Origin of the sequence: Kitasatospora sp. NPDC048722 (genome assembly GCF_040650235.1) — a bacterium.
Classification (GTDB): Bacteria; Actinomycetota; Actinomycetes; order Streptomycetales; family Streptomycetaceae; genus Kitasatospora.
Map to the genome: position 1 here is coordinate 290,178 of NZ_JBEZGX010000002.1, position 19,593 is coordinate 309,770.

The 19,593-nt window shown below is 74.6% G+C and carries 17 protein-coding genes; 11 read left to right on the forward strand and 6 right to left on the reverse strand.

What is annotated here, in order from left to right; translation table 11 throughout:
* Position 1: 1 nt before the first annotated feature.
* Positions 2 to 355, reverse strand: a complete 354-nt coding sequence (locus AB0C76_RS03275) for a hypothetical protein (RefSeq protein WP_359958851.1) — start codon at positions 353 to 355, stop codon at positions 2 to 4.
* A 58-nt stretch (positions 356 to 413) separates the two neighbouring features.
* The gene (eccB, locus tag AB0C76_RS03280) at positions 414 to 1,871 is read right to left on the reverse strand and encodes a type VII secretion protein EccB (RefSeq protein WP_359958854.1); all 1,458 of its coding nucleotides are present in this window, start codon (positions 1,869 to 1,871) and stop codon (positions 414 to 416) included.
* A 151-nt stretch (positions 1,872 to 2,022) separates the two neighbouring features.
* On the opposite strand from eccB, the gene AB0C76_RS03285 reads away from it, so the two are divergent.
* The 3 genes from AB0C76_RS03285 to AB0C76_RS03295 all read left to right on the forward strand — a co-directional run bounded on the left by AB0C76_RS03285 (position 2,023) and on the right by AB0C76_RS03295 (position 6,589).
* Positions 2,023 to 4,815, forward strand: a complete 2,793-nt coding sequence (locus AB0C76_RS03285) for a BTAD domain-containing putative transcriptional regulator (RefSeq protein ID WP_359958857.1) — start codon at positions 2,023 to 2,025, stop codon at positions 4,813 to 4,815.
* A complete protein-coding gene (locus tag AB0C76_RS03290; protein ID WP_359958860.1) occupies positions 4,812 to 5,630 on the forward strand; it encodes an MBL fold metallo-hydrolase in 819 nt (272 codons plus the stop codon). The genes AB0C76_RS03285 and AB0C76_RS03290 overlap by 4 nt, the downstream gene beginning before the upstream one ends.
* Positions 5,631 to 5,749: 119 nt before the next feature.
* Positions 5,750 to 6,589, forward strand: coding sequence for a DUF4389 domain-containing protein (locus tag AB0C76_RS03295; protein ID WP_359958863.1), 840 nt, complete (start codon positions 5,750 to 5,752; stop codon positions 6,587 to 6,589).
* Here the strand turns inward: AB0C76_RS03295 and AB0C76_RS03300 are convergent.
* Both AB0C76_RS03300 and AB0C76_RS03305 read right to left on the reverse strand, forming a co-directional pair.
* Positions 6,565 to 7,275 carry a hypothetical protein gene (locus tag AB0C76_RS03300; protein ID WP_359958866.1) on the reverse strand — a complete coding sequence of 237 codons (711 nt, stop codon included), beginning with the start codon at positions 7,273 to 7,275 and terminating at the stop codon, positions 6,565 to 6,567. The genes AB0C76_RS03295 and AB0C76_RS03300 overlap by 25 nt on opposite strands.
* A 73-nt stretch (positions 7,276 to 7,348) precedes the next feature.
* On the reverse strand, positions 7,349 to 8,674 hold the full coding sequence (locus AB0C76_RS03305) for a permease (RefSeq protein ID WP_359958869.1): 1,326 nt from the start codon (positions 8,672 to 8,674) through the stop codon (positions 7,349 to 7,351).
* A 168-nt stretch (positions 8,675 to 8,842) separates the two neighbouring features.
* Here AB0C76_RS03305 and AB0C76_RS03310 point away from each other — a divergent pair, with 168 nt between their 5' ends.
* The 4 genes from AB0C76_RS03310 to AB0C76_RS03325 all read left to right on the forward strand — a co-directional run bounded on the left by AB0C76_RS03310 (position 8,843) and on the right by AB0C76_RS03325 (position 12,525).
* Entirely contained in the window at positions 8,843 to 9,196 is a 354-nt protein-coding gene (locus AB0C76_RS03310) for a metalloregulator ArsR/SmtB family transcription factor (protein WP_359958872.1), read from the forward strand.
* Positions 9,197 to 9,307: 111 nt separating this feature from the next.
* The gene (locus AB0C76_RS03315) at positions 9,308 to 10,666 is read left to right on the forward strand and encodes an MFS transporter (protein WP_359958926.1); all 1,359 of its coding nucleotides are present in this window, start codon (positions 9,308 to 9,310) and stop codon (positions 10,664 to 10,666) included.
* 108 nt (positions 10,667 to 10,774) lie between these two features.
* Positions 10,775 to 11,194: a YciI family protein gene (locus AB0C76_RS03320; protein ID WP_359958875.1), complete on the forward strand. Its 420-nt coding sequence runs from the start codon at positions 10,775 to 10,777 to the stop codon at positions 11,192 to 11,194.
* Positions 11,167 to 12,525, forward strand: coding sequence for a sigma-70 family RNA polymerase sigma factor (locus AB0C76_RS03325; protein ID WP_359958878.1), 1,359 nt, complete (start codon positions 11,167 to 11,169; stop codon positions 12,523 to 12,525). Before AB0C76_RS03320 ends, AB0C76_RS03325 begins: the two co-directional genes overlap by 28 nt.
* Positions 12,526 to 12,712: 187 nt before the next feature.
* Here AB0C76_RS03325 and AB0C76_RS03330 read toward each other — a convergent pair whose 3' ends face one another.
* The gene (locus AB0C76_RS03330) at positions 12,713 to 14,035 is read right to left on the reverse strand and encodes an MFS transporter (RefSeq protein WP_359958881.1); all 1,323 of its coding nucleotides are present in this window, start codon (positions 14,033 to 14,035) and stop codon (positions 12,713 to 12,715) included.
* A 172-nt stretch (positions 14,036 to 14,207) separates the two neighbouring features.
* Between AB0C76_RS03330 and AB0C76_RS03335 the strand changes: the two genes are divergently transcribed.
* Positions 14,208 to 14,906 (forward strand): hypothetical protein, encoded by a 699-nt coding sequence (locus AB0C76_RS03335; protein WP_359958884.1) that lies wholly within the window; start codon positions 14,208 to 14,210, stop codon positions 14,904 to 14,906.
* Positions 14,907 to 14,910: 4 nt separating this feature from the next.
* Here AB0C76_RS03335 and AB0C76_RS03340 read toward each other — a convergent pair whose 3' ends face one another.
* Complete coding sequence (locus AB0C76_RS03340; RefSeq protein ID WP_359958887.1) at positions 14,911 to 16,593, reverse strand: FAD-binding protein; 1,683 nt, start codon at positions 16,591 to 16,593, stop codon at positions 14,911 to 14,913.
* A gap of 73 nt (positions 16,594 to 16,666) precedes the next feature.
* On the opposite strand from AB0C76_RS03340, the gene AB0C76_RS03345 reads away from it, so the two are divergent.
* The 3 genes from AB0C76_RS03345 to AB0C76_RS03355 all read left to right on the forward strand — a co-directional run.
* The gene (locus tag AB0C76_RS03345; protein ID WP_359958890.1) at positions 16,667 to 17,080 is read left to right on the forward strand and encodes a nuclear transport factor 2 family protein; all 414 of its coding nucleotides are present in this window, start codon (positions 16,667 to 16,669) and stop codon (positions 17,078 to 17,080) included.
* 87 nt (positions 17,081 to 17,167) lie between these two features.
* Positions 17,168 to 18,190: a methyltransferase gene (locus tag AB0C76_RS03350; RefSeq protein WP_359958893.1), complete on the forward strand. Its 1,023-nt coding sequence runs from the start codon at positions 17,168 to 17,170 to the stop codon at positions 18,188 to 18,190.
* A gap of 216 nt (positions 18,191 to 18,406) precedes the next feature.
* On the forward strand, positions 18,407 to 19,593 hold a 1,187-nt coding region (locus tag AB0C76_RS03355), incomplete at its 3' end, for a trypsin-like serine protease (RefSeq protein ID WP_359958896.1).

Sequence of the window (19,593 nt, forward strand, 5' to 3'; positions counted from 1 at the left end):
GTCAGCTCTTGCCGCCGAGGGCGTGGTAGACGCCGTCCGAGGCGCCCCAGTTGCCGCCCTGGACGTGCGCGTCCTCCTCGGCCTTCGCGAGGATCTGCCGGGCGCTGCCCAGGTCCTGGGTGAGCTTGTCGAAGGCCTGCATGACCCGCTTGTAGTTGGTGACCCAGTCGTTGACCCTGTCCTGGAACTTCCGGCTGGCGCCGGAGACGTAGTTGGCGGCGATCTCCATGTTGATCCGCTCGACCGTCTGGCCGGAGGCGATCATCGCGGCGATCTGGCCTTCGAGGCTCTGCAGGGCGTTCTGGATCGCCTGCTGCTCCACATTGAGCGTGCCGCCGGGTGCGGGGGTGGTCATCGGGAGCTCCTTTCGTTCGTCGGTCTACCTCGTCAACGGAGGCTGTTCACGGGCCGGTTCAGCCGCAGGCGGGCGAACTCGCGGCGACGGGTGCGGCACTGGCGGCCGGGCTCGCGGTGGCGTCGCCGCCGAGGACGGACGGGTCCAGGCTCGGGCCCGCCGGCAGCAGCCCCAGGACGCCCGTCGGGACGGCGACGGGAGTGGCGCCGGCGTAGCCGAGCTGCTTGACGGCGGCGGCGGACGGCAGCGGGTAGCGCACGCCCGCCTCGGTCACCAGGTACTCCGTACTGCCCGTGCCCGCGCCGGAGAGCGCACGGACGAGCGCACCGCGGCCCGGGCGGACGGCGACCAGGTCGGCGGCCGCACAGCCCGGAGGCGACACCGGCGCCCGGCCCGCTCCGGCGTCGGCCGCGCCCAGGACCGTCACCGAGCCGACCGGCGCCCCCGTGCCCACGCGCAGGTCCGCGCACACGCCCTCGTCGCGCAGCGGCGTGACGAGCGTCGGCGGGGACTCGGGCAGGCCCGGCGCCGGGGTCCCGGCGCCGGGCGCTGCATGCGCGGCGAGGTCGGCCGCGCCGATCCGCGCGGGCGCCGGGGCCGCCCCGGCGTAGGCGACGCTCTGGGTGCCCGGATCGCCGATCAGGAGCGCGAACTGCGTCTTCGTCAGTGGCACGAGCCCATCCCGCTGAAGAACGTAGTGCACGCCGCCCTGGGCTTCGAAGAGCTGCCCGACACGCGTCGGGCCGCCGGCCAGTGCCGGGCCCGGGTCGCCACGTCCGGGGACGGCGGGTGCGGCGAGGTCGGGGCCGGCGGGCAGCGCGTTGAGCATCCCTGCCGTGACGGGGAACGGCGTCGTGCCCGAGTAACCCAGCGCCTGGATGGCCTTGTCGGCCGTGTCGACGCGCAGGCGCTGGCCCTGCCAGAGCAGGTGGACGGCGCCGTCCGGGGTCGTCACCAGCAGGCCCTGGCCCGGGGTCAGCGCCTTGCCCTCCTTCGCCGGGTCCAGCTGCACGCCCAGCTTCGGCACGGGCGCGCCACCACCCGGCGCCGGCTGGACGGTCCCGCACACCAGCCAGGTGCCGCCCGCCAGGTCGGCGGCCGGCGGCAGCCCGTCCGGGGCGCCCGCGATGCCGACCGGCGCGCCGCGCGGGGTGTCCGCGAGCGAGGCGCGGCTCACCTCCTGGACGGCCATCTGCTCGCCGGCCACGAGTTTCGCGCTCGTGTCGTTGAGGACCGGGTGCAGCTGCCCGCCGACGTAGAGGTAGCGGGCGCCGGTCTCCTTGACCATCACCAGCGTGCCGGGCTTGGCCCACGCCGTGTCGCCGCCGGGCACCATCACCCCGTAGACGGCGGCGCCGAGGCCGATCAGCACGCCCAGCGCGAGCCCGGTCACCGCGCCCCGGGTGGTGCGTCCGGTCGGGGTGTCGGCGGCGTCGGGCTCGGCGCGCAGCATGCCGGAGGCGAGTCTGCTCACCACGAACAGGTGGGCCTGCACCTGGTCGCGTCGGGACTGCATCCACGTCCTCCCCGTGTCTCCGGGCGCCCGGCGGTGCGCCCTTCTCCGTGAACGGGTGCGGCGGGCGAAGGCGTTCAACGCATCGGGAACCGCTTGGCTACTGGCGGGTAAGCTGCGGTCGAACCAACGACGTGACGGCAGGACGGAACGCATGGGGATACGGCTGCTCGGCCCGGTGGAGCTCACGCTCGGCACCGGCGCCCCCACCGCGGTCGGGGGCGCCCAACGGCGGGCGGTGCTCGCCCTGCTGGCGCTGGAGCTGAACCGGACGGTCCCGGTCGAGCGCCTCGTCGAGCTGCTCTGGGAGGACGAGCCGCCCGCGCACCCCAAGGCGGCGCTCCAGGGCCACATCGCCGCGCTGCGCAAGCTGCTCGCCGGCTCCCCCTTCGAGCTGACGACCCGCTCCCCCGGCTACCACCTCACCGGCGATCCGGCCGCCGTCGACGCCCTGGCCGCCGAGGAACTGGGCGCACGGGCCGCCGCGACGGACGACGACGCCACGGCCGCCGCGCTCCTCGAACGGGCCCTGCGCCTCTGGCAGGGCGCGGCCCTCGCCGACCTCCCCGCCACCGTGCCCGCCGCGGTCCTGGCCCGCCGCCTGGACGGCACCCGCACCGAGCTCCTCGCTGCCTGGGCGCGGCGCCTGCTCCGCCTCGGGCGCGGTTACGCGGCCGTCCCGGCGCTGGAGCAGGCCGTCGCCGCGGACGGGCTGAGCGAGCCCGTCGCCGCTCTGCTGGTCCACTGCCTGCACCGGAGCGGCCGGACCGCCGCCGCACTCGAGGCCTACCACCGGACCCGCGCGCGCCTCGCGGAGGAGCTCGGCATCCGCCCCGGCCGCGAACTCCAGCAGGCCCTCTCCGACGTGCTCGCCGGCGAGGAACCCGAAGAGGAGCCCGCCGAGCCGCCGACGCCCGCGCCATCGGCGGTACCCGACCAACTTCCCACCCCTGCACGCGGGTTCGTCGGCCGGGAGGCGGAGGGCCGCTGGCTCGACGCCCAGTGCGGCCCGGACCGCACCGGGGACGGGCTGGCCGTGGTGGTCGGCCCGGCCGGAGTGGGCAAGACGGCGACGGTGGTCCGCTGGGCCCACCGCGCCGCGCCCGGCTTCCCGGACGGCCGACTCTTCGCCGACCTGCGCGGCTTCGACCCGGCCGGGCCGGCCGACCCGGCGCACGCCCTCGGCCGCTTCCTGCGCGCGCTCGGCGTGCCCGAACCGGCGATCCCCGAGGACCGCCCCGCGCGCGCCGCGCTGTTCCGCGAACGGACCCGCGGGCGACGGCTGCTGGTCCTGCTGGACAACGCCCGCAGCGCCGACGACGTCGCCGACCTGCTGCCCGCGGGGCCGGACTGCGTCGCCGTCGTCACCAGCCGCAACAGCCTGGAGGAGCTGGTCGTCGCCGACGGCGCCGCCATGCTCCAGGTCGACGTGCTGCCCGATGCCGACGCCCATCGTCTGCTCCGATTCCGCCTCACCGCCGAGCGCGTGGCGGCCGAGCCGGAAGCGGCGCGCCGCCTGGTCGGACTGTGCGACCGGCTCCCCCTCGCCCTGCGGATCGCCGCCGCCCGGCTCGCGGCCCGCCCCGGCTGGCAGCTGGCGGATCTGGTCGCAGAGTTGGCGGACGAACGCACCCGCCTGCCCACCCTTGCCACTCCGGACGGAACTCTCGGCGTCCACTCGGCACTCAGCCTGACGTATCGTCACCTGCCGTCGCACGCGAGGAACCTGCTCCCCCTCCTGACCCCCCATCCCGGCACCGAGGTCGACGTCCACGCGGCCGCCGCACTGCTCGCCGCCGACACCGACACGACCCGGCTGGCGCTCGGCTCCCTCGCCGCCCACCACCTGCTGACCGAGACCGCCCCCGGCCGCTTCGCCCGCCACGACCTCGTCCGCCTGTACGGCGCCGAGCTGTTCGCGGGCCTCCCCGACGCCGGCCGGCAGGACGCGTTCCGCCGCCTCGTCGACTACGAACTGCTCGCCACCGGCACGGCCATCCGCCGCCTGAACCCGTACCACGAGCCGTTCCGCCCCCCGGGCACCGGGCACCTCGCCCTCCCCCGGCTCACCGACCCGCAGGCCACGCTCGCCTGGTGCCACGCCGAGGAGCCGGTGCTGCGCGCGCTGGTCACGGCCGCCGCCGACCACGGCGAGCACGACCGCGCCTGGCGACTGGCCCGGGCGGCCGCCACCCTCTACTACGGCGCCGGGCGCGTCCACGACCGCCTCGCCTGTCTGCGCGTCGGGCTGGGCGCGGCGAGGGCGAGCGGCGACCGCGAGGGCCTGGCCGCGATGGAGGCCACGACGGCCTGCGCCCTCGGTTCCACCGGGCGCGTCGCCGAGGCGCTGCCCCTCGCCGGGCGGGCCGTCGAGCGCACCACGCCGGAGGACGGCGAGCTGCACATCCACGCCCTGTCCGTGCGCGCCTCGATGACCGCCCTCACCGGCGACCAGGTCGGCGCCGACCGCCTCTCCGACGCCGCCCTCGCCCTCGTCCGGCGCACCGGCCTGCGCGAGCACGCCGCCACCGTGCTCAGCAACGCGGCCGCCCTCAAGGTCGCCCTCGGCGCCCCGGCCGCCGCGCTCGACCTCGCCCGCGAGACCCGCGACCTGCTGGCCGCGCAGCCGACCGCCAACGCCTACGTGTGGGCGATGGTCAACGAGGCCTTCGCCCTGCACGCCCTGGACGACCCGCACGCCGCCGAACTCACCTGGCGCGAGGCCCTGCACCTGTGCCGCTCGTCCGGCAACGTCCGCCTGCACGCCCTGGCACACCGCCACTTCGGCGAGTTCCTGGACTCCCTGGGCCGCTCCGCCGAGGCCGCCGAACACCGGCGCACCGCCGGCGCGCTGTACACCGCGCACGGGGACGTCCAGCTGGCCGCCGGCCTCGACCGGCTGCTGTCCCGCAACCCCGAGGCTCCCCAACCCCTGGAGGCGACATGACCGTTCACCACCTGGACTGCGCCACGATGTGCCCGCTCGGCGGCCGCGCGCTGATGGGCGGCGGCGGGCGGCTGCTCGGCCTGCTCTCGGCGCACTGCCTGCTGATCGAGGGCGCCGACGGGCTGGTCCTCGTCGACACCGGCTTCGGCACCGACGACGTGGCCCGCCCGCGGGAGCGCCTCGGGCGCCGATTCCTCGCCACCGTCCGTCCGCGCCTCACCCCCGCCCGCACGGCCCTGCACCAGGTCCGCGCCCTCGGGCACGACCCGCGCGACGTCCGCGCCGTCGTGCTCACCCACCTCGACCCGGACCACGCCGGCGGCCTCGGCGACTTCCCGCAGGCCGAGGTCCACGTGCTCGCCGACGAACTCCGCGCCGCCCGCGCCGGCCACACCTTCAACGAGCGCGACCGCTACCGCCCGGCCCAGTGGGCGCACGGCCCGCGCTGGGTCGAGCACCGGCCGGACGCCGCCACCGAGGACTGGTACGGCTTCCGCGCGATGCCCGTCCTCCCGGAGGCCGGCGCCGACGTCCTGCTCGTCCCGCTCGCCGGCCACACCCGCGGCCACAGCGGCGTCGCCGTCCGCACCGGCGACCGCTGGCTGCTCCACGCCGGGGACGCCTACTTCAACCACGCCGACATCGCCCCCGGCTCCCCTCGCCGCCCGGCCGGGCTCACCGCCTTCCAGCGCCTCATGGCCGTCGACAACCCGGCCCGCCTCCACAACCTCGACCGCCTGCGCGCCCTCCAGCGCACCCGCTCCGCCGACGTCCGGATCATCTGCGCCCACGACCCGGCGTACCTCACGGCTTAAGGACCCGTCAGCCGTCCGGCCCAGCACCGCGCGCGGGCCGGGCGGCCTGCTGCGATCTTCGGAAGGCACCCGGCCGCCGACCCGCCGGGGTCCGTCGTCCCGAGACCGTGGAGGCCCGGATGTGGCAGGCTCCCCCCGCCCCCGTCAGCCGTGAGTGGCTCCCGGTGCTGGACATGCCGGGACCGGGGCGGCAGAACCGCTGGACGGTGCTGCTGCGCGCCCTGCTGCTGATCCCCCAGTTCGTGGTGGTGTGGGTGCTGTCGGTGGTGGCGTTCTTCGTCACCGTCATCGGCTGGTTCGGCGCGCTGGCGCTCGGCCGCCTGCCCGGCTTCGCGGCGGACTACCTGACCGCGTTCGTCCCCTACGACACCCGGGTCACCTCGTACCTGATGCTCATGCACGACCGCTACCCGCCGTTCCGGTTCCAGACGCCCGAGTACCCGGTGCGGGTCGAGCTGCGGCCCGGGGAGCTCAACCGGCTGGCCGTGCTGTTCCGCATCTTCCTCGTCATCCCGGCGGCGATCGTGCAGGGCCTGGTGTACGCGGGGTGGTGGACGGCCTCGCTCGTCCTCTGGCTCGTCGTGCTGGTCCTCGGCCGGATGCCGCAGCCGCTGTTCGAGGCCACGGCCGCGATCGTGCGCTACCGGATGCGCACCACCGCCTACCTCGTGATGCTCACCTCCGCCTACCCCAAGCGTCTGTTCGGCGAGGAGGCGGGCAGCGAGCCGGACGGCCCGGTGTCGGCGACCCGCCCGCTCGTGCTCAGCGGCGGCGGGCGCGGTCTGCTCGTGGTGTTCATCATCCTCGGCGTGGTCTCCTGGGCGACGAGCTCGATCACCACCTCGGTGAACTCGGACGACAAGGACGACAACACCGTCAACCCGACCGAGCGCGTCATCGGGCCCCTCGTGCCGGGCCCCGCCGCCCGCGCGCCTCAGAGCCCGCTCGGCCAGTTGTAGCTGCTCGGCACGGTGACCTTGGCGTTCTCCTCCGCCGTGCCGTACACCAGGGCGATCTCGTCGTGCGCGTGGAGGATGACCGCCGCGGGGTCGCCGGCCACCGCCTTGCCGTCCACGTACGTGGTGAGCGAGTGGGTCGCGTCGGTGCGCAGCCCGCCGAGGTGGTCGGCGGAGGCGGAGACCTGCCACTCGGTCAGGAACTGGCCGAGGCTGAAGTCGGCCTGCACGGGGGATTCGATGTGCAGGACGCCGGTGGTGTCGTGGGTGTGCAGCGGGCTGATCTTCTGCGCGGCCTCGTCGATGCCCACCAGGGCCGGCACGGTCACCGGCTGCCCGTCCGCGTAGACGTCGAGGTGCGCGTGGATGTGCAGGACCTCCCCCTCGGCGCCCAGCATCGGCAGCCCGGCCGCCTTCACGGCCGCGGCGGCGTCGGCGGGCGCGTCCCAGGGCGGCGGGGTGGTGCGACCCTCGGCGGTCGTGCGCGGGTGCGCCGGCACACCGGAGGGGGAGGTCGAGCTCTGGTTCGTCGCGATCACGCCGGCGATCCCGCCGATCACGGCGAGCGAGAGCACCCCCACGACCCCGGCCACCAGCCATCGGTGGCGCCGCTGCCGGCGGGCCTCCTCCGCCCGGAGCGCGGCGGCGCGGGCCCGCCGCTCGGCCGGTCCCGGTTTCTGCGCTGACATGGGTGCGGGCCTCCTCGGTCGAGGTAGCTGCACTCTTCAGCGTGGCAGAGTCGGCGCGGCTCGGCGCGGCGAGTCAGTGGTGGCCGTGACCGTGGTGGTGGTCGTGGTCGTCATGACCGTCGTGGCCGTCGTGATGGCCGTGGCGGTCGTCGTCATGGCCGTCGTGGTCGTCATGACCGTCGTGGTCGTCATGACCGTCGTGGTCGTCATGACCGTCGTGGTCGTCATGACCGTCGTGGTCGTCATGACCGTGGCGGTGGTTACCGCCGTCCGGCGAGCCGCCCATCATGCGGAGCATCGCCCTGCCGCCCGTCCGGAAGAACCGCACCAGGAGCAGGGCCGCCAGCAGCAGGAAGGCGATGTTCAGCCACGTCGTGTAGTTCCACCCGATGCCCGCCATCGGGATCTCCGCCGTCCGCTGGTCCGGCACCAGCCCGAGGCCGCCGAAGACGAACTCGACCACGTACCCGGCGACGACCATCGCCGCGTAGAACGTGGCGAACAGGAACAGCGCCATCCGACCGCCGTAGTACTTCCGGTAGATGTTGAGGATCGGCAGGATCAGCAGGTCCGCGAAGATGAAGGACACCACCCCGCCGAAGCTGATCCCGCCCTTCCACAGCACCACCGCGAGCAGCACGTTCCCGATCGAGCAGACGAAGGACGCGACCGCCACCAGCGGGCCGACCAACGGCCCCCACAGCTTGCTCGCGAGCGGGTGGTCGGCGAAGAAGAACGCCTGCCAGAAGCTGTCCGGCACCCACGCGGCGATCGCCCCCGCGATCAGCAGGCCGATCACGAGGTCCTTCAGGATGGCCGCCCACTCCATCACGAACACGTGCGAGACGGACGTGACGCCCCCGCCCGACAGCAGCCGCTTCGCGAACGACCCCTCGCCGCGCACGGACATGTCCATCGCCGCGTGCCCCTCCATCGAGCCGGCCCGGCCGTGCTCCGCCTGCTCGCGCGCCTCGCGCAGCAGGCGGTCCCGCAGGAACAGCCGGAACAGCAGCGCGAGCAGCAGGATCATCACCGGGCCGCCCACGAACTCCGCCGCGGTGAACTGCCAGCCCAGCAACAGCGCCAGGATCACGCCGAGTTCGACGACCAGGTTGGTCGAGGCGATCTCGAAGGCCATCGCCGCCGTGAAGTCCGCCCCCTTGCGGAACAGCGACCGGGCCAGCGCGACCGCCGCGTACGAGCACGACGAGGACGCCGCGCCCAGCGCGGACGCGACGGCCAGGGTGCGCGGCCGGTCGTCCCCCAGCAGCCGGACGATCGTCGCCTTGCGCACGACGGCCTGGACGACGGCGGACAGCAGGAAGCCCAGCACCAGGGCCCAGGTGATCTCCCAGGTCATCGAACCGGTGATGGACAGGGCGTGCAGGATCGCGTGCATGTGGTGGTCCGCCTTCCCCCAGGCTTCCCGGCTTCCCGCCGGACGGTCCGGGATCATATACCCCAGCACGGTATCCGAGAGGCCGCCACCCCACCCGGCTTCCCGGCAACTCACGATGAGTGCGCACCCGAGCACACCCACAGCCGTCCGACGACCTACGATGGCCGGATGAGCAGTGGCACCGAGCTGGCAGATGCACACCACTCGCACCAGCGCGCCGAGGAGCGGCTCGACGTCGCCGCCACCATCCTCGGACTGCTGGCCGACCGCACCCGCCTCGCGCTCCTGGAGCGACTCGGCGAGGGAGAGGCCGACGTCACCACGCTGACCGAGGCCACCGGCGCCGCGCGCCCCTCCGTCAGCCAGCACCTGGCCAAGCTCCGGCTCTCCGGCCTCGTCGCCACCCGCCGCGACGGCCGCCGGGTCGTCTACTCGCTGCGCCACGGCCACCTCCGGCGGCTCGTCGACGAGGCCATGAACGTCGCCGACCACCAGATCCGGCACCTGCCGCCGCACGACTGACGCCCCCGCGGAGCCCGCCCGGGCCCACGTCCCACAAACATGTGCACGCGTACGCACGCATTGACTATCATGGGCACGTCCCCACCGCCCCCTGACCACCGGGACGGCCCCATGCTCTCCGTGCTGCGCAACCGCTCCTACCGCCACCTGTTCACCGCGCAGGTCGTCGCGCTCGTCGGCACGGGCCTGGCCACCGTCGCGCTCTCCCTGCTCGCGTACGACCTCGCGGGCGCCGACGCCTCGGCGGTGCTCGGCACCGCGCTCGCGATCAAGATGGTCGCCTACGTCACGATCGCCCCGCTGGCCGGCGCGATCGCCGGGCGGATACCCCGGCGGGCCCTCATGGCGGGCATGGACCTCACCCGGGCCGCAGTGGCGCTCACCCTGCCGTTCGTCACCCAGGTGTGGGAGGTCTACCTGCTGATCTTCCTGCTCCAGGCGGCCTCGGCGGCGTTCACCCCCACGTTCCAGGCCACCATCCCCGACCTCCTGCCCGCCGAACGCGACTACACGCAGGCGCTGTCGATGTCCCGGCTCGCCTACGACCTTGAGTCCCTGTTCAGCCCCGCGCTCGCCGCCCTCCTGCTCACCGTCGTCCCGTACAACTGGCTGTTCGCCGGCACCACCGCGGGCTTCCTCGCCTCCGCCGCCCTCGTCGTCTCCGCCGTCCTGCCCAAGCCCGCCCCGGTCGAGCGCACCGGCGGCGCCTACGCCAAGGCCGCGTTCGGCTCCCGCCTCTTCTGGGCGACCCCGCGCCTGCGCGCCCTGCTCGCGCTCGACCTCGCCGTCGCGGCGGCCGGCGCGATCGTGTTCGTCAACACCGTCGTCGTGGTCCGTGAGCACTTCCACCGCCCGGCCGGCGCCGTCTCGCTCGCCCTCGGCGCCTACGGCGCGGGCTCGATGCTGGCCGCCCTGCTGCTCCCCCGACTGCTCGCCCGGACCGGCGACCGGCGGGTGATGCTCCCCGCCGCGTTCGCGCTGCCCGTCGTACTCGCCGCCGTCACGGCGATCACGGCCGCCGGTCCCGGCGCGTGGGCGTGGGCGGCGCTGCTCGCGGCCTGGGCCCTGATCGGCGCGGGCAGCTCGGCCGTCCTCACGCCGGGCGGCCGGCTCATCCGCCGCTCGTCCGCCGACGGGGACCTCCCGGCCGCGTTCGCCGCCCAGTTCTCGCTCTCGCACGGCTGCTGGCTGCTCACCTACCCGCTGGCCGGCTGGCTCGCGGCGGGTGCCGGACTCCCGGTCACGGCCGTCGTGCTCGGGGCCGTCGCGCTGGCCGCCGCGGCCGGCGCCGCCGCCCTGTGGCCGGCCCGCGACCCGGACACCCTCGGCCACCTCCACACCGACCTCCCGCCCGGCCACCCCCACCTCACCGACGCCCGCCCGGCCACCAAGGGCGGCTGGCAGCACGTCCACCACTACGTGATCGACCAGCACCACCACAGCTGGCCCCGCCCGGCGGCGGGCCACTGAGAGCCAGCCTGAAAAAGTTCTCCCGCCTTGTGTCGATTCCCCACGCCGCCGTTCGACCTGAGGTAGAGAGGGGGTCACGGACGACCCCCGGCACCGAGGAGAACGACGATGGCCAAGTACATGCTGATCATGCGCGGCACCGACGAGTCGATGGCCGAGATGATGAAAACCCCCTTCGAGGAGATGCTCGAAACCGTCGGCCGCTTCAACGAGGAGCTGATCAAGGCGGGCGTGCTCGTCGCCGCCGAGGGCCTCGACGACCCGGGCCAGGGCGTCGTGGTCGACTACAGCGGCGAGACCCCCGTCGTCACCGACGGCCCCTACGGTGAGACGAAGGAACTGTTCGGCGGCTTCTACCTCATCGACGTCGCCTCGAAGGAGGAGGCGGTCGAGTGGGCGAAGCGGATGCCCGCCGTCACCGGGTCGAAGTGCGAGATCCGGCGCGTCCCGACGATCGACGAGTTCCCGCAGGACAACGAGTGGATCGTCAAGGAGCGGGCGTGGCGCGAGCGGACCGGCCAGCTGTGACGGAGCCGGCTCCCGCTGACGGCCCGCCGGGCGGCGACTGCGCCCGGCGGGCCGTCGAGGCGGTCTGGCGGATCGAGTCCGCCCGGATCGTCGGCGCGCTCGCCCGCTACACCGGGGACTTCGAACTCGCCGAGGACGTCGCCCAGGAGGCGCTCGCGGAGGCGCTGGTCTCCTGGGCGCGCGACGGCGCTCCGGCCAGCCCGGTCGGCTGGCTGCTCGCCACCGCACGGCGGCGCGCGATCGACGGCTTCCGGCGCCGCTCCGCCCGGGACGAGCGCTACGCCCGGCTCGCGGGCCGCCTCAACGAGGGCGAGGCGGCCACCGGCGCCCTCCAGCCGCCGGACCGCACGGACGAGTTGCCGTGGGACCCGGACCGCGTCGACGACGACGTGCTCGCGCTCATGTTCATCGCCTGCCACCCCGTGCTCTCCCCCGAGGCGCGGGTGGCCCTCACGCTGCGCGTGGTGGCGGGCCTGTCCAGCGAGGAGATCGCCCGCGCCTTCCTCGTGCCCGTGCCGACCGTCCAGGCCCGGATCACCCGCGCCAAGAAGACGATCGGCGCCGCCGGCGTCCCGTTCGAACTGCCGCCGGCCGACGAGCGCCGCACCCGGCTGGGCGCGGTCCTCAGCGTCCTGTACGTGATCTTCACCGAGGGCTCGACGGCCACCAGCGGCGACGACCTGCTGCGCACCGACCTCGCCCGCGAGGCCGTCCGGCTGACCCGGATGCTGGCCGCGCTGCTGCCCCGTGAGCCCGAAGTGCACGGCCTGCTGGCCCTGTTCGAGCTCACGGCGGCCCGGTTCCCCGCCCGGACCGGGCCCGACGGCGAGCCGGTGCTCCTGGAGGACCAGGACCGGCGCCGGTGGGACCGCTCGGCGATCCGCCGCGGCCGGGCCGCCCTCGACCGCGCCGCGGCGGCCGGACGCGGCCTCGGCCCGTACGGCCTCCAGGCCGCCATCGCCGCGTGCCACGCCCTGGCGCCCTCCGTGGCGGAGACGGACTGGGACCGCGTCGTGCTCCTCTACGAGGCGCTCGGCCGGGTCGCGCCCTCGCCCGTCGTCGAGCTCAACCGGGCCGTCGCGGTGGCGATGGCGAGCGGCCCGCAGCCGGCGCTGGACCTCGTCGACGACCTCGCCGCGACCGGCCGCCTCACGGGCTCCCACCTGCTGCCGACCGTCCGCGCCGAGCTCCTCACCCGCCTCGGCCGCACCGCCGAGGCCCGCGCCGAGCTCGACCGGGCCGTCCGCCTCTGCGCCAACGCACGCGAACGCTCCGTCCTCCTGCGCAAGGCCGCCGCCCTGGCGGACGGCGGCGAGGGAATTCGGGGGTGAGTCCTGTCGGGCGCATGCCGGTCGTACGCATGATCACGCTGCGCCCCGACTGCCGTGCGGTGAAGGAGCGCGGCTCACGCCGAGCAGCACGGAGCTCCGTCCCCTCGTGCCGGAGACGGCCGACGGGAATGCGGCCGAGGGCGAGCCGCGAGGCGACGGCCCGCTCCCGATCCGTGGGCACGATGAGCTACATCGACGTCGTCCGCTGAACCTCGCGGGCCGCCTGCCGGCCGTCCTCGCGCCGCTCGGACTCCACGGGCCGCGCCAGGGCGGCCAGTCGTCGGCCGGCCGCCCGGCGCTGGACCGCGCCGAGGGCCGTCACCACCGCGCCGAGCCCGATCCAGCCGACCGGGCCGGCCGTCATCACCACGCCGGTCAGCAGCAGTGGCCCGGCCGACTTCTGCACCGACTGGGACATCCCGGCCACGCCCAGGTAGGACGCCCGCGCCTGCGGCGGGGCCAGGCTCACCGCCAACTCCCAGGAGCTGACCGAGCGCAGCAGTTCGGCGAACGTCACCAGCGCCCCGGCCGCGAGCAGCGCCGCGGACGCCACCCACACCCCGCGCCCGGTCGAGGCCGCCAGCAGCAGGCAGCTCGCGAGCAGCGTGGCGCCGTACCAGGCCAGCGACTTGATCGCCCCGCCCGGCCCCTGCGCCCAAGCGGAGACGCGCAGTTGGAGCACCACCACGAGCACGGTGTTGAGCACCAGGAAGGCGGGCACGAGGGCGTGCGGCGCGCTGGTGTGGTGGACGAGCCAGAGCGGGAGGCCGACGTTGAGCACGGAGTCGTCGAGGTTGAGCGGCATGTCGAGGAGGACGAAGAGCAGGTAGCCGCGGTCCCGCCAGGGGCTGCCGGCGGCCGGCCCGGGCCTGCTCGGCGCGGTGCTCCGCGTCACCACGAGCCCGTGCCCGGCCGGTTCGCCCGTCCGCCGGACGAGGGCCGCGGCGAGGACGAAGGAGAGCGCGTTGGCCAGGATCAGCGCGCGGTAGGCGGTCACCGTGCCCACCGCGAGCCCGGCCGCCGAGATGCCCGCGCCGAGTGCGTAGCCCGCGTTGGCGACGCTGCGGAACAGCGCCTGGTACTCGCCTCGCCGCTCGCCCGCGACCCGGGTCGCGAAGAGCATCTCCAGCGTCTTGGCGCCGCGCTCGCCGAGGCAGGTGAGCGCGACGAGGAGCAGCATCAGGACGTACTGGTCGACAACGAGCAGCAGGGCCATCGTCCCGAGGCGCAGCAGGTGGCACGCGGTCAGGAGGCCGCGGACGGTGAAGCGCTCGGCCGCCCGCCCGGCGAGCGGCGAGCCGGCGATCCCGGCGACGGCGGCGACGCCGAGCAGGAGGCCGAGCCGCCCGGCGTCGAGTCCGCGGACGAAGGTGAAGTACAGGACGGAGGCGGCGGCCCAGACGCCCGTGCCGGTGCGGTCGACGAATTGGGCGAGCAGCATCGTGCGGGCGTCCCGTCCGCCCGGCGGCCGCCGCAGCTGTCCGATCAGCCCGTTCCCGCTCCGTCCCATGTTCTCCCCCGTTCCGTTCCCGGGCCCACCCCGGATCAATCTCGACATCAAGATACTTCACATCAAGAGTTCTGGCGAGATCCGGGGGCCCGGGTTCCGCTCGCACCGGTGTTGCCGCGACACTGTCGCGAGCGCGGGAGAGCAGGAGCGCACGGACGGACGGGGCCCGGACATGGCACGCCGCAGGAACAGGAAGCAGAAGCGACCGCTGAGCGACGGAACGTTCCGCCCGAAGTCCGCCGCCGGGAGCGCCGGGAAGCGGCGGCCCCGCAAGGACCAGCCGCTCAAGCCGCGGACCGTCCGCATCACGGCGCTGCTGACCGGACTGCTCGTGCCGCTGCTGGTCATCGGCCTGATGGTGCTCGGTGCGAACCCGGACCACAGCATGCCCTGCGCGATCGCCGCCGTGATCGTGTTCATCGCGGGGCTCGGCGGCCTGATGGCCCTCCGGACCACCGGGTGGGTGCTGTGGCCGGGCGTCGTGCTCGGGATCGCGCTGCTCGTCCTTCCCATGAGGACCTTCCAGGCCGAGGTGATCGCGCACCGCGGGGTGCGGACCGACGCCGTGGTCACGTGGGCCGACCCCGAGCGGGACCGGCGCGGCCTCGTGGGCTGGAAGTGCGGGATCCGCCGCGCGGACGGGACGCCGCTGCCGCACGGCGAGTACAGCGGGTCGGGCTGCGGCGGCCCGTCCAGCGTGGGCGGGCGCGTCGTCGTCCTGGCCGACCCGGACGACTACGTCCCGCCGGTCGGCACCGACTACGACCTGTCCTTCCTCGGCCTCGGCGTCTACGCGGTGGCCGGCGCGGGCGCGCTCTGGGGCCTGCTGACCCTGGCCGCCGCGCGCCGGACGCCGTGGAAGCCCTCCTGACGCCTCACGCGGGCAGTTCCACCGAGAGTGCGTGGTGGAAGACGTCGAGCGGGTCCCAGCGGGCCTTGACCCGTTGCAGGCGCGGGTAGTTCTCCTTGTAGTAGAGGGTGTGCCAGGGCACCCCCGAGGTGTTCCAGGCCGGATCGGCGAGGTCGACGTCCGGGTAGTTGATGTAGGACCCGTCGCTCACCTCACCGGGCACCGGCACCCCGCCGGTGTCGCCGTACACCTCGCGGTAGAGCTCGCGCAGCCAGGTCAGGTTGGCGCCGTCGTCCGACGCGTCGGCCCAGATGCTGTGGAACACCGCCTTCATGACGACGTCCCGCTGGGCGACGGCGGTGGCCCCCGGCTCCACCGCGCGCACCTGGCCGCCGTAGCCGATCAGCAGCATGCCGCAGGCCGGGGTGCCGGTGCCGTTCTTCAAGTGCCGGTAGATCGTCGAGAGTTGGGCGTCGGTGAAGGAGCGCTTGAGGTATGCCGCCTTGCCCTTGTACCGGCGGGTGAGCAGGTCCCCGGACTCGCCGTTGCCCGGCCAGGTCATGACGTAGAGCCAGGGCACCGTCTTGCGGCCGCCCGCGGCGGTGTCCAGACCGGTGCCGGCGACCAGTTGCTCCAGGAAGTCGCTCACGATCCCGTCCGCCCCCGGGACGCCCGCGTCGATCTGCACCACCAGCAGGAAGCCGCCCGCCGTGTGGTGCGACGGCTCCAGCACCGCGTACAGGCCCACGGCCGGGGAGCCCGGGTCGCTGTTGCGCTCGTGCCAGGTCCCGAAGTTGCGCAGCAGTCCGGTGAAGGCCTCCTCCGTCATCACCGCCGGGTCCCACGGGAACTCCACCACCGCCTCCAACAGCTCGCCCGGGGCGGGTGGCAGCAGCCGTCCCGGGTCCGGCGCGGCCGATCGGGCCTCGGCGTCGGCGGCCGGGGAGCGCAGCCAGTAGCGGGTCACGACGCCGAAGTTGCCGCCGCCACCACCCGTGTGCGCCCACCAGAGGTCCCGGTGCGGGTCGTCCGGCTCCCGCGTGGCCACCACCGCACGGGCCGTGCCGTCCCCGTCCACCACCACGACCTCGACCGCGTACAGGTGGTCCACCACCGAGCCGTACCGCCGCGACAGCGGCCCGTACCCGCCGCCCACCAGGTGCCCACCGGCGCCGACCTCCGGGCAGCCGCCCGCCGGGATCGTCACGCCCCAGCCCTTGAACAGCGTCCGGTAGACCGTGCCCAGCGTCGCCCCGGGCTCGACGGCGAACGCCCGGCGCGCGGGGTCGTAGCCCACCGCGTCCAGCTGTGAGAGGTCCAGCAGCAGCCGGATCCCGGGGTCGGCGGTGAAGTTCTCGAAGCAGTGCCCTCCGCTGCGCACCCCCACCCTGCGCCCGGCCCGCACGGCCTCCCCGACCGCCCGCACCACCTGCTCCGTCGAGCCGACGACCCGGACCTCGTCCGGCCGGCCGACGAAGCGGTGGTTGTCGGCGAGCAGCAGGCTCTCGTACCGCGGGTCCCCTGGGCGCACGCTCGCCGGGCCGAACGGGGCGGGGCCGGAGCGGGCGGGATCGGACGGCGCGGAGTCGCGGGCGGCGTCGGCCGCCGCGGGCACGCCGCCGCCGGTCACGGCCAACCCGGCCGCCAGACCGCCGGCGGCGGCCAGCAGACCGCGTCTACCGAGGGTGGTTCCGTTCTCCTGACTCATCGTCACATCCTTTCGCCAGTGGAGCCTCCCCGTGATTATGTGGTCTCCCGTGCCCGAGTCCAGGGAGGCCGACATGGCCCGAACGCCGCAGCAGATCTTCGAGAGCTACATCCACGCCGGACCCCTGTCCCGCGACGCCGACGCCCTCGCCGAGACCTTCACCGAGGACGGCGTCTTCGAGGCACCGTTCGTGCCCGCCGCCGCCGACTTCCCCAGGCGCCTGGTCGGCCGCGAGCAGATCCGCAGCGCGATGGCCGCGCAGTACGAGCGCGGCGGGAAGGCCGGCCGCACGCCGAACTTCGCCAAGTCGAGCTACGTGCTGCACACCACCACCGATCCGGACGTGTTCATCGCCGAGATCGACACGGTCTTCGACGGGGAGGGGGACGAGGGCGACACCACGGCCTCGCTCGTCCAGATCTTCCGGATCCGCGACGACCGGATCGCCCGCCTGCGCGACTACTTCGCGCCCGACGTGATCGACTGAGCGCCCCGGCACCGCGTTGCTCCGCCCGGGTGGGGCCGCCCGCGCGCCCGGACACGCCCGCAAGTCCGGCTCGCTAGCTTGACCGGCATGAACGCCGCGGCCTCCCCCACGCCCGCCATCGCGATGCTGCGCCTGCTCGGCGGGTACCAGATCGCCCAGGCCCTGTTCGTCGCCGCCCGAGCCGGCCTCGCCGACCAACTCCTCGAGGGGCCGGTCCCGTTGGCCGAGCTCGCCGCCGTCAGCGGCCTGCGCCCCGACCCGCTGGCCCGGATCGTCCACGCGCTCGCCCGCGAGGACGTCTTCGCGCTCGACGCCGGCACCGGGCTGGTCCGGCTCGGCCCGCTCGGGCGCACCCTCGCCTCCGGCGTACCCGAGTCCGTCCGCAACATCGCCCTGATGTGGATGGACTCGCACTACCACGCCTTCGGCGAGCTGTGGGGCACCGCCGAGACCGGCCGACCCGCCGCCGAACTCGCATACGGGCAACCGTTCTTCGACTGGGTCGGCGCGGACCCGGCCCGGGTGGGCGCGTTCACCGCCGCGATGACCGACTTCGCCCGCGCCATCCGCCACCACGCCCTGGACGCGGTCGAGCTGGACGGCGCGCGGACCGTCGTCGACCTCGGCGGGGCGGACGGCGCCGTCCTGGCCGTCCTCGCCGAGCGCGACCCGCGGCTGCGGGGCACCGTCTTCGACCTGCCCCACGTGGTGGCGGCCGCCCCGGACGTCCTGCGCGCCCACGGGGTCGACGACCGGATCACGACGGCGGGCGGCGACTTCTTCGTCGAAGTGCCGCCCGCGGACGACTACTTGGCCTGCTTCATCCTGCACGACTGGTCCGACGACAAGGCCGGGCGCATCCTGGCCAACGCCCACCGCGCCGCCACCGCGCCCGACGCCCGCCTGATCCTGGTGGAGACCGTCCTCGACCAGGGCGCCGCCCCCGAGGTGGCCTCCCTCCTCGACCTCACCATGCTCGGCATGCTCACCGGCCGCGAACGCTCCGCCACCGACTGGCGCGACCTCCTCGCCGCCTCCGGCTTCCACCTCGACCGGATCCGCACGACCCAGGGCCCGATGTGCGTGATCGAGGCGACCCGCCTCCCCTGACAATTCGAGCGGATTCCCTCGAAGAGCGAAATCACCGTTCCGGAGGAATACCGCCCCAAAACCACCGGGAACATGACGACCCGCCAGGGAATCGCCGGGGGCGGTCGGCGGCTTTGACGGGCGAGGAATGCGGGCGATAGCGTCCGATTGATCATTTCTTTGCCGGCTCGGGGGGTGCTGGTGCCTCCCGGGCATGTCCTCTTACGGGAGATTCTGGTGCGTACAGCTCGAAGACTGGCCTGGCCCCTCGGTGCGGCCCTCGCGATACCCGTGATGGCCGGTTCGGTTCCGGCGGCGACCGCCGCCGAGGCCACGCCGGCGCCGGTCGCGACGGAGGGGTTCGGCTACCCGGACGCGGCCAAGGTCCTCGCGGACCGGAACATCACGCTCACGGCCGGGGACGGGCACATCGTGCTCGCCGACTGCGCCTCGGGGCCGGGCCTGGTGCAGCTGTACAGCCGCACGGCCAACCCGAGCCTGGTGTGCTTCCGGATCACCGGGCCCACCGGGTACCTCGCCCTGGAGATCCCGCAGGTCTACAACATCAAGGGCGACGACCACACCATCAAGGCCACGCTGAACACGGCGGGCACGGTCAGCAGCCTCGACGTCAACAAGAACGCCTGGACCCCGGTCGGCGAGGGCGACGCCAACAGCTCGACCACCCTGCTGGAGCTCAACGCCACCGACGGACCGGCCGCCCCCGCCCCGGGCCCCGACTACCAGGCCGCCGGCACCGTCACCGTCGGGCAGCCCGGCCACCCGGGCTCGCGCGCCTGCACCGCCACCCTGGTCGACCGCAACTGGGTCCTGACCGCGGCCTCCTGCTTCGGCGACAACCCCGCCGCCGGCGCGCCCGCGACCGCGAGCACCGCCACGATCGCCGGCCACACCGTCGGCATCGCCGAGCTCGCCACCCGCGGCGACCGCGACCTCGTCATGGCCCGCCTCGCCACGCCGGTGGACGGCGTCACCCCGCTCGCCGTCTCCGCCACCGCGCCCACGGCCGGCGACAGCCTGCGCGTCCCCGGCCACGGCCGGACCGCCACCGAGTGGGCACCGTTCCAGGTCCACACCACCATCCACACCGTCGGCGCCGTCGCCGCCACCGGCATCGACACGGCGCCCGCCGCCGGCGCGGCCGCCCTGTGCCAGGGCGACGCCGGGGCCCCGCTGCTGCGCGACCGCAACGGCACCCCCGAGATCGTCGCCGTGGCCGTCCGCTCCTGGCAGGGCGGATGCCTCGGCACCCCCGCCACCGAGACCCGCACCGGGGCGACGTCCTCGCGCGTCGACGACCTCGGCGCGTGGGTGCAGCAGGTGCGGGCGACCGCGTTCGGCTGGAAGACCCAGGCCCTGGTCAAGGGCGACAACGGCCTGTTCCAGGCCACCCGCCTGTACGA

What these genes read in the sequence shown, in the direction of transcription:
- AB0C76_RS03275 (WP_359958851.1), bottom strand. Translation starts at nt 355, where the DNA reads ATGACCACCCCCGCACCCGGCGGCACGCTCAATGTGGAGCAGCAGGCG.
- eccB (WP_359958854.1), bottom strand. Translation starts at nt 1,871, where the DNA reads ATGCAGTCCCGACGCGACCAGGTGCAGGCCCACCTGTTCGTGGTGAGC.
- AB0C76_RS03285 (WP_359958857.1), top strand. Translation starts at nt 2,023, where the DNA reads ATGGGGATACGGCTGCTCGGCCCGGTGGAGCTCACGCTCGGCACCGGC.
- AB0C76_RS03290 (WP_359958860.1), top strand. Translation starts at nt 4,812, where the DNA reads ATGACCGTTCACCACCTGGACTGCGCCACGATGTGCCCGCTCGGCGGC.
- AB0C76_RS03295 (WP_359958863.1), top strand. Translation starts at nt 5,750, where the DNA reads ATGTGGCAGGCTCCCCCCGCCCCCGTCAGCCGTGAGTGGCTCCCGGTG.
- AB0C76_RS03300 (WP_359958866.1), bottom strand. Translation starts at nt 7,275, where the DNA reads ATGTCAGCGCAGAAACCGGGACCGGCCGAGCGGCGGGCCCGCGCCGCC.
- AB0C76_RS03305 (WP_359958869.1), bottom strand. Translation starts at nt 8,674, where the DNA reads ATGCACGCGATCCTGCACGCCCTGTCCATCACCGGTTCGATGACCTGG.
- AB0C76_RS03310 (WP_359958872.1), top strand. Translation starts at nt 8,843, where the DNA reads ATGAGCAGTGGCACCGAGCTGGCAGATGCACACCACTCGCACCAGCGC.
- AB0C76_RS03315 (WP_359958926.1), top strand. Translation starts at nt 9,308, where the DNA reads ATGCTCTCCGTGCTGCGCAACCGCTCCTACCGCCACCTGTTCACCGCG.
- AB0C76_RS03320 (WP_359958875.1), top strand. Translation starts at nt 10,775, where the DNA reads ATGGCCAAGTACATGCTGATCATGCGCGGCACCGACGAGTCGATGGCC.
- AB0C76_RS03330 (WP_359958881.1), bottom strand. Translation starts at nt 14,035, where the DNA reads ATGGGACGGAGCGGGAACGGGCTGATCGGACAGCTGCGGCGGCCGCCG.
- AB0C76_RS03335 (WP_359958884.1), top strand. Translation starts at nt 14,208, where the DNA reads ATGGCACGCCGCAGGAACAGGAAGCAGAAGCGACCGCTGAGCGACGGA.
- AB0C76_RS03340 (WP_359958887.1), bottom strand. Translation starts at nt 16,593, where the DNA reads ATGAGTCAGGAGAACGGAACCACCCTCGGTAGACGCGGTCTGCTGGCC.
- AB0C76_RS03345 (WP_359958890.1), top strand. Translation starts at nt 16,667, where the DNA reads ATGGCCCGAACGCCGCAGCAGATCTTCGAGAGCTACATCCACGCCGGA.
- AB0C76_RS03350 (WP_359958893.1), top strand. Translation starts at nt 17,168, where the DNA reads ATGAACGCCGCGGCCTCCCCCACGCCCGCCATCGCGATGCTGCGCCTG.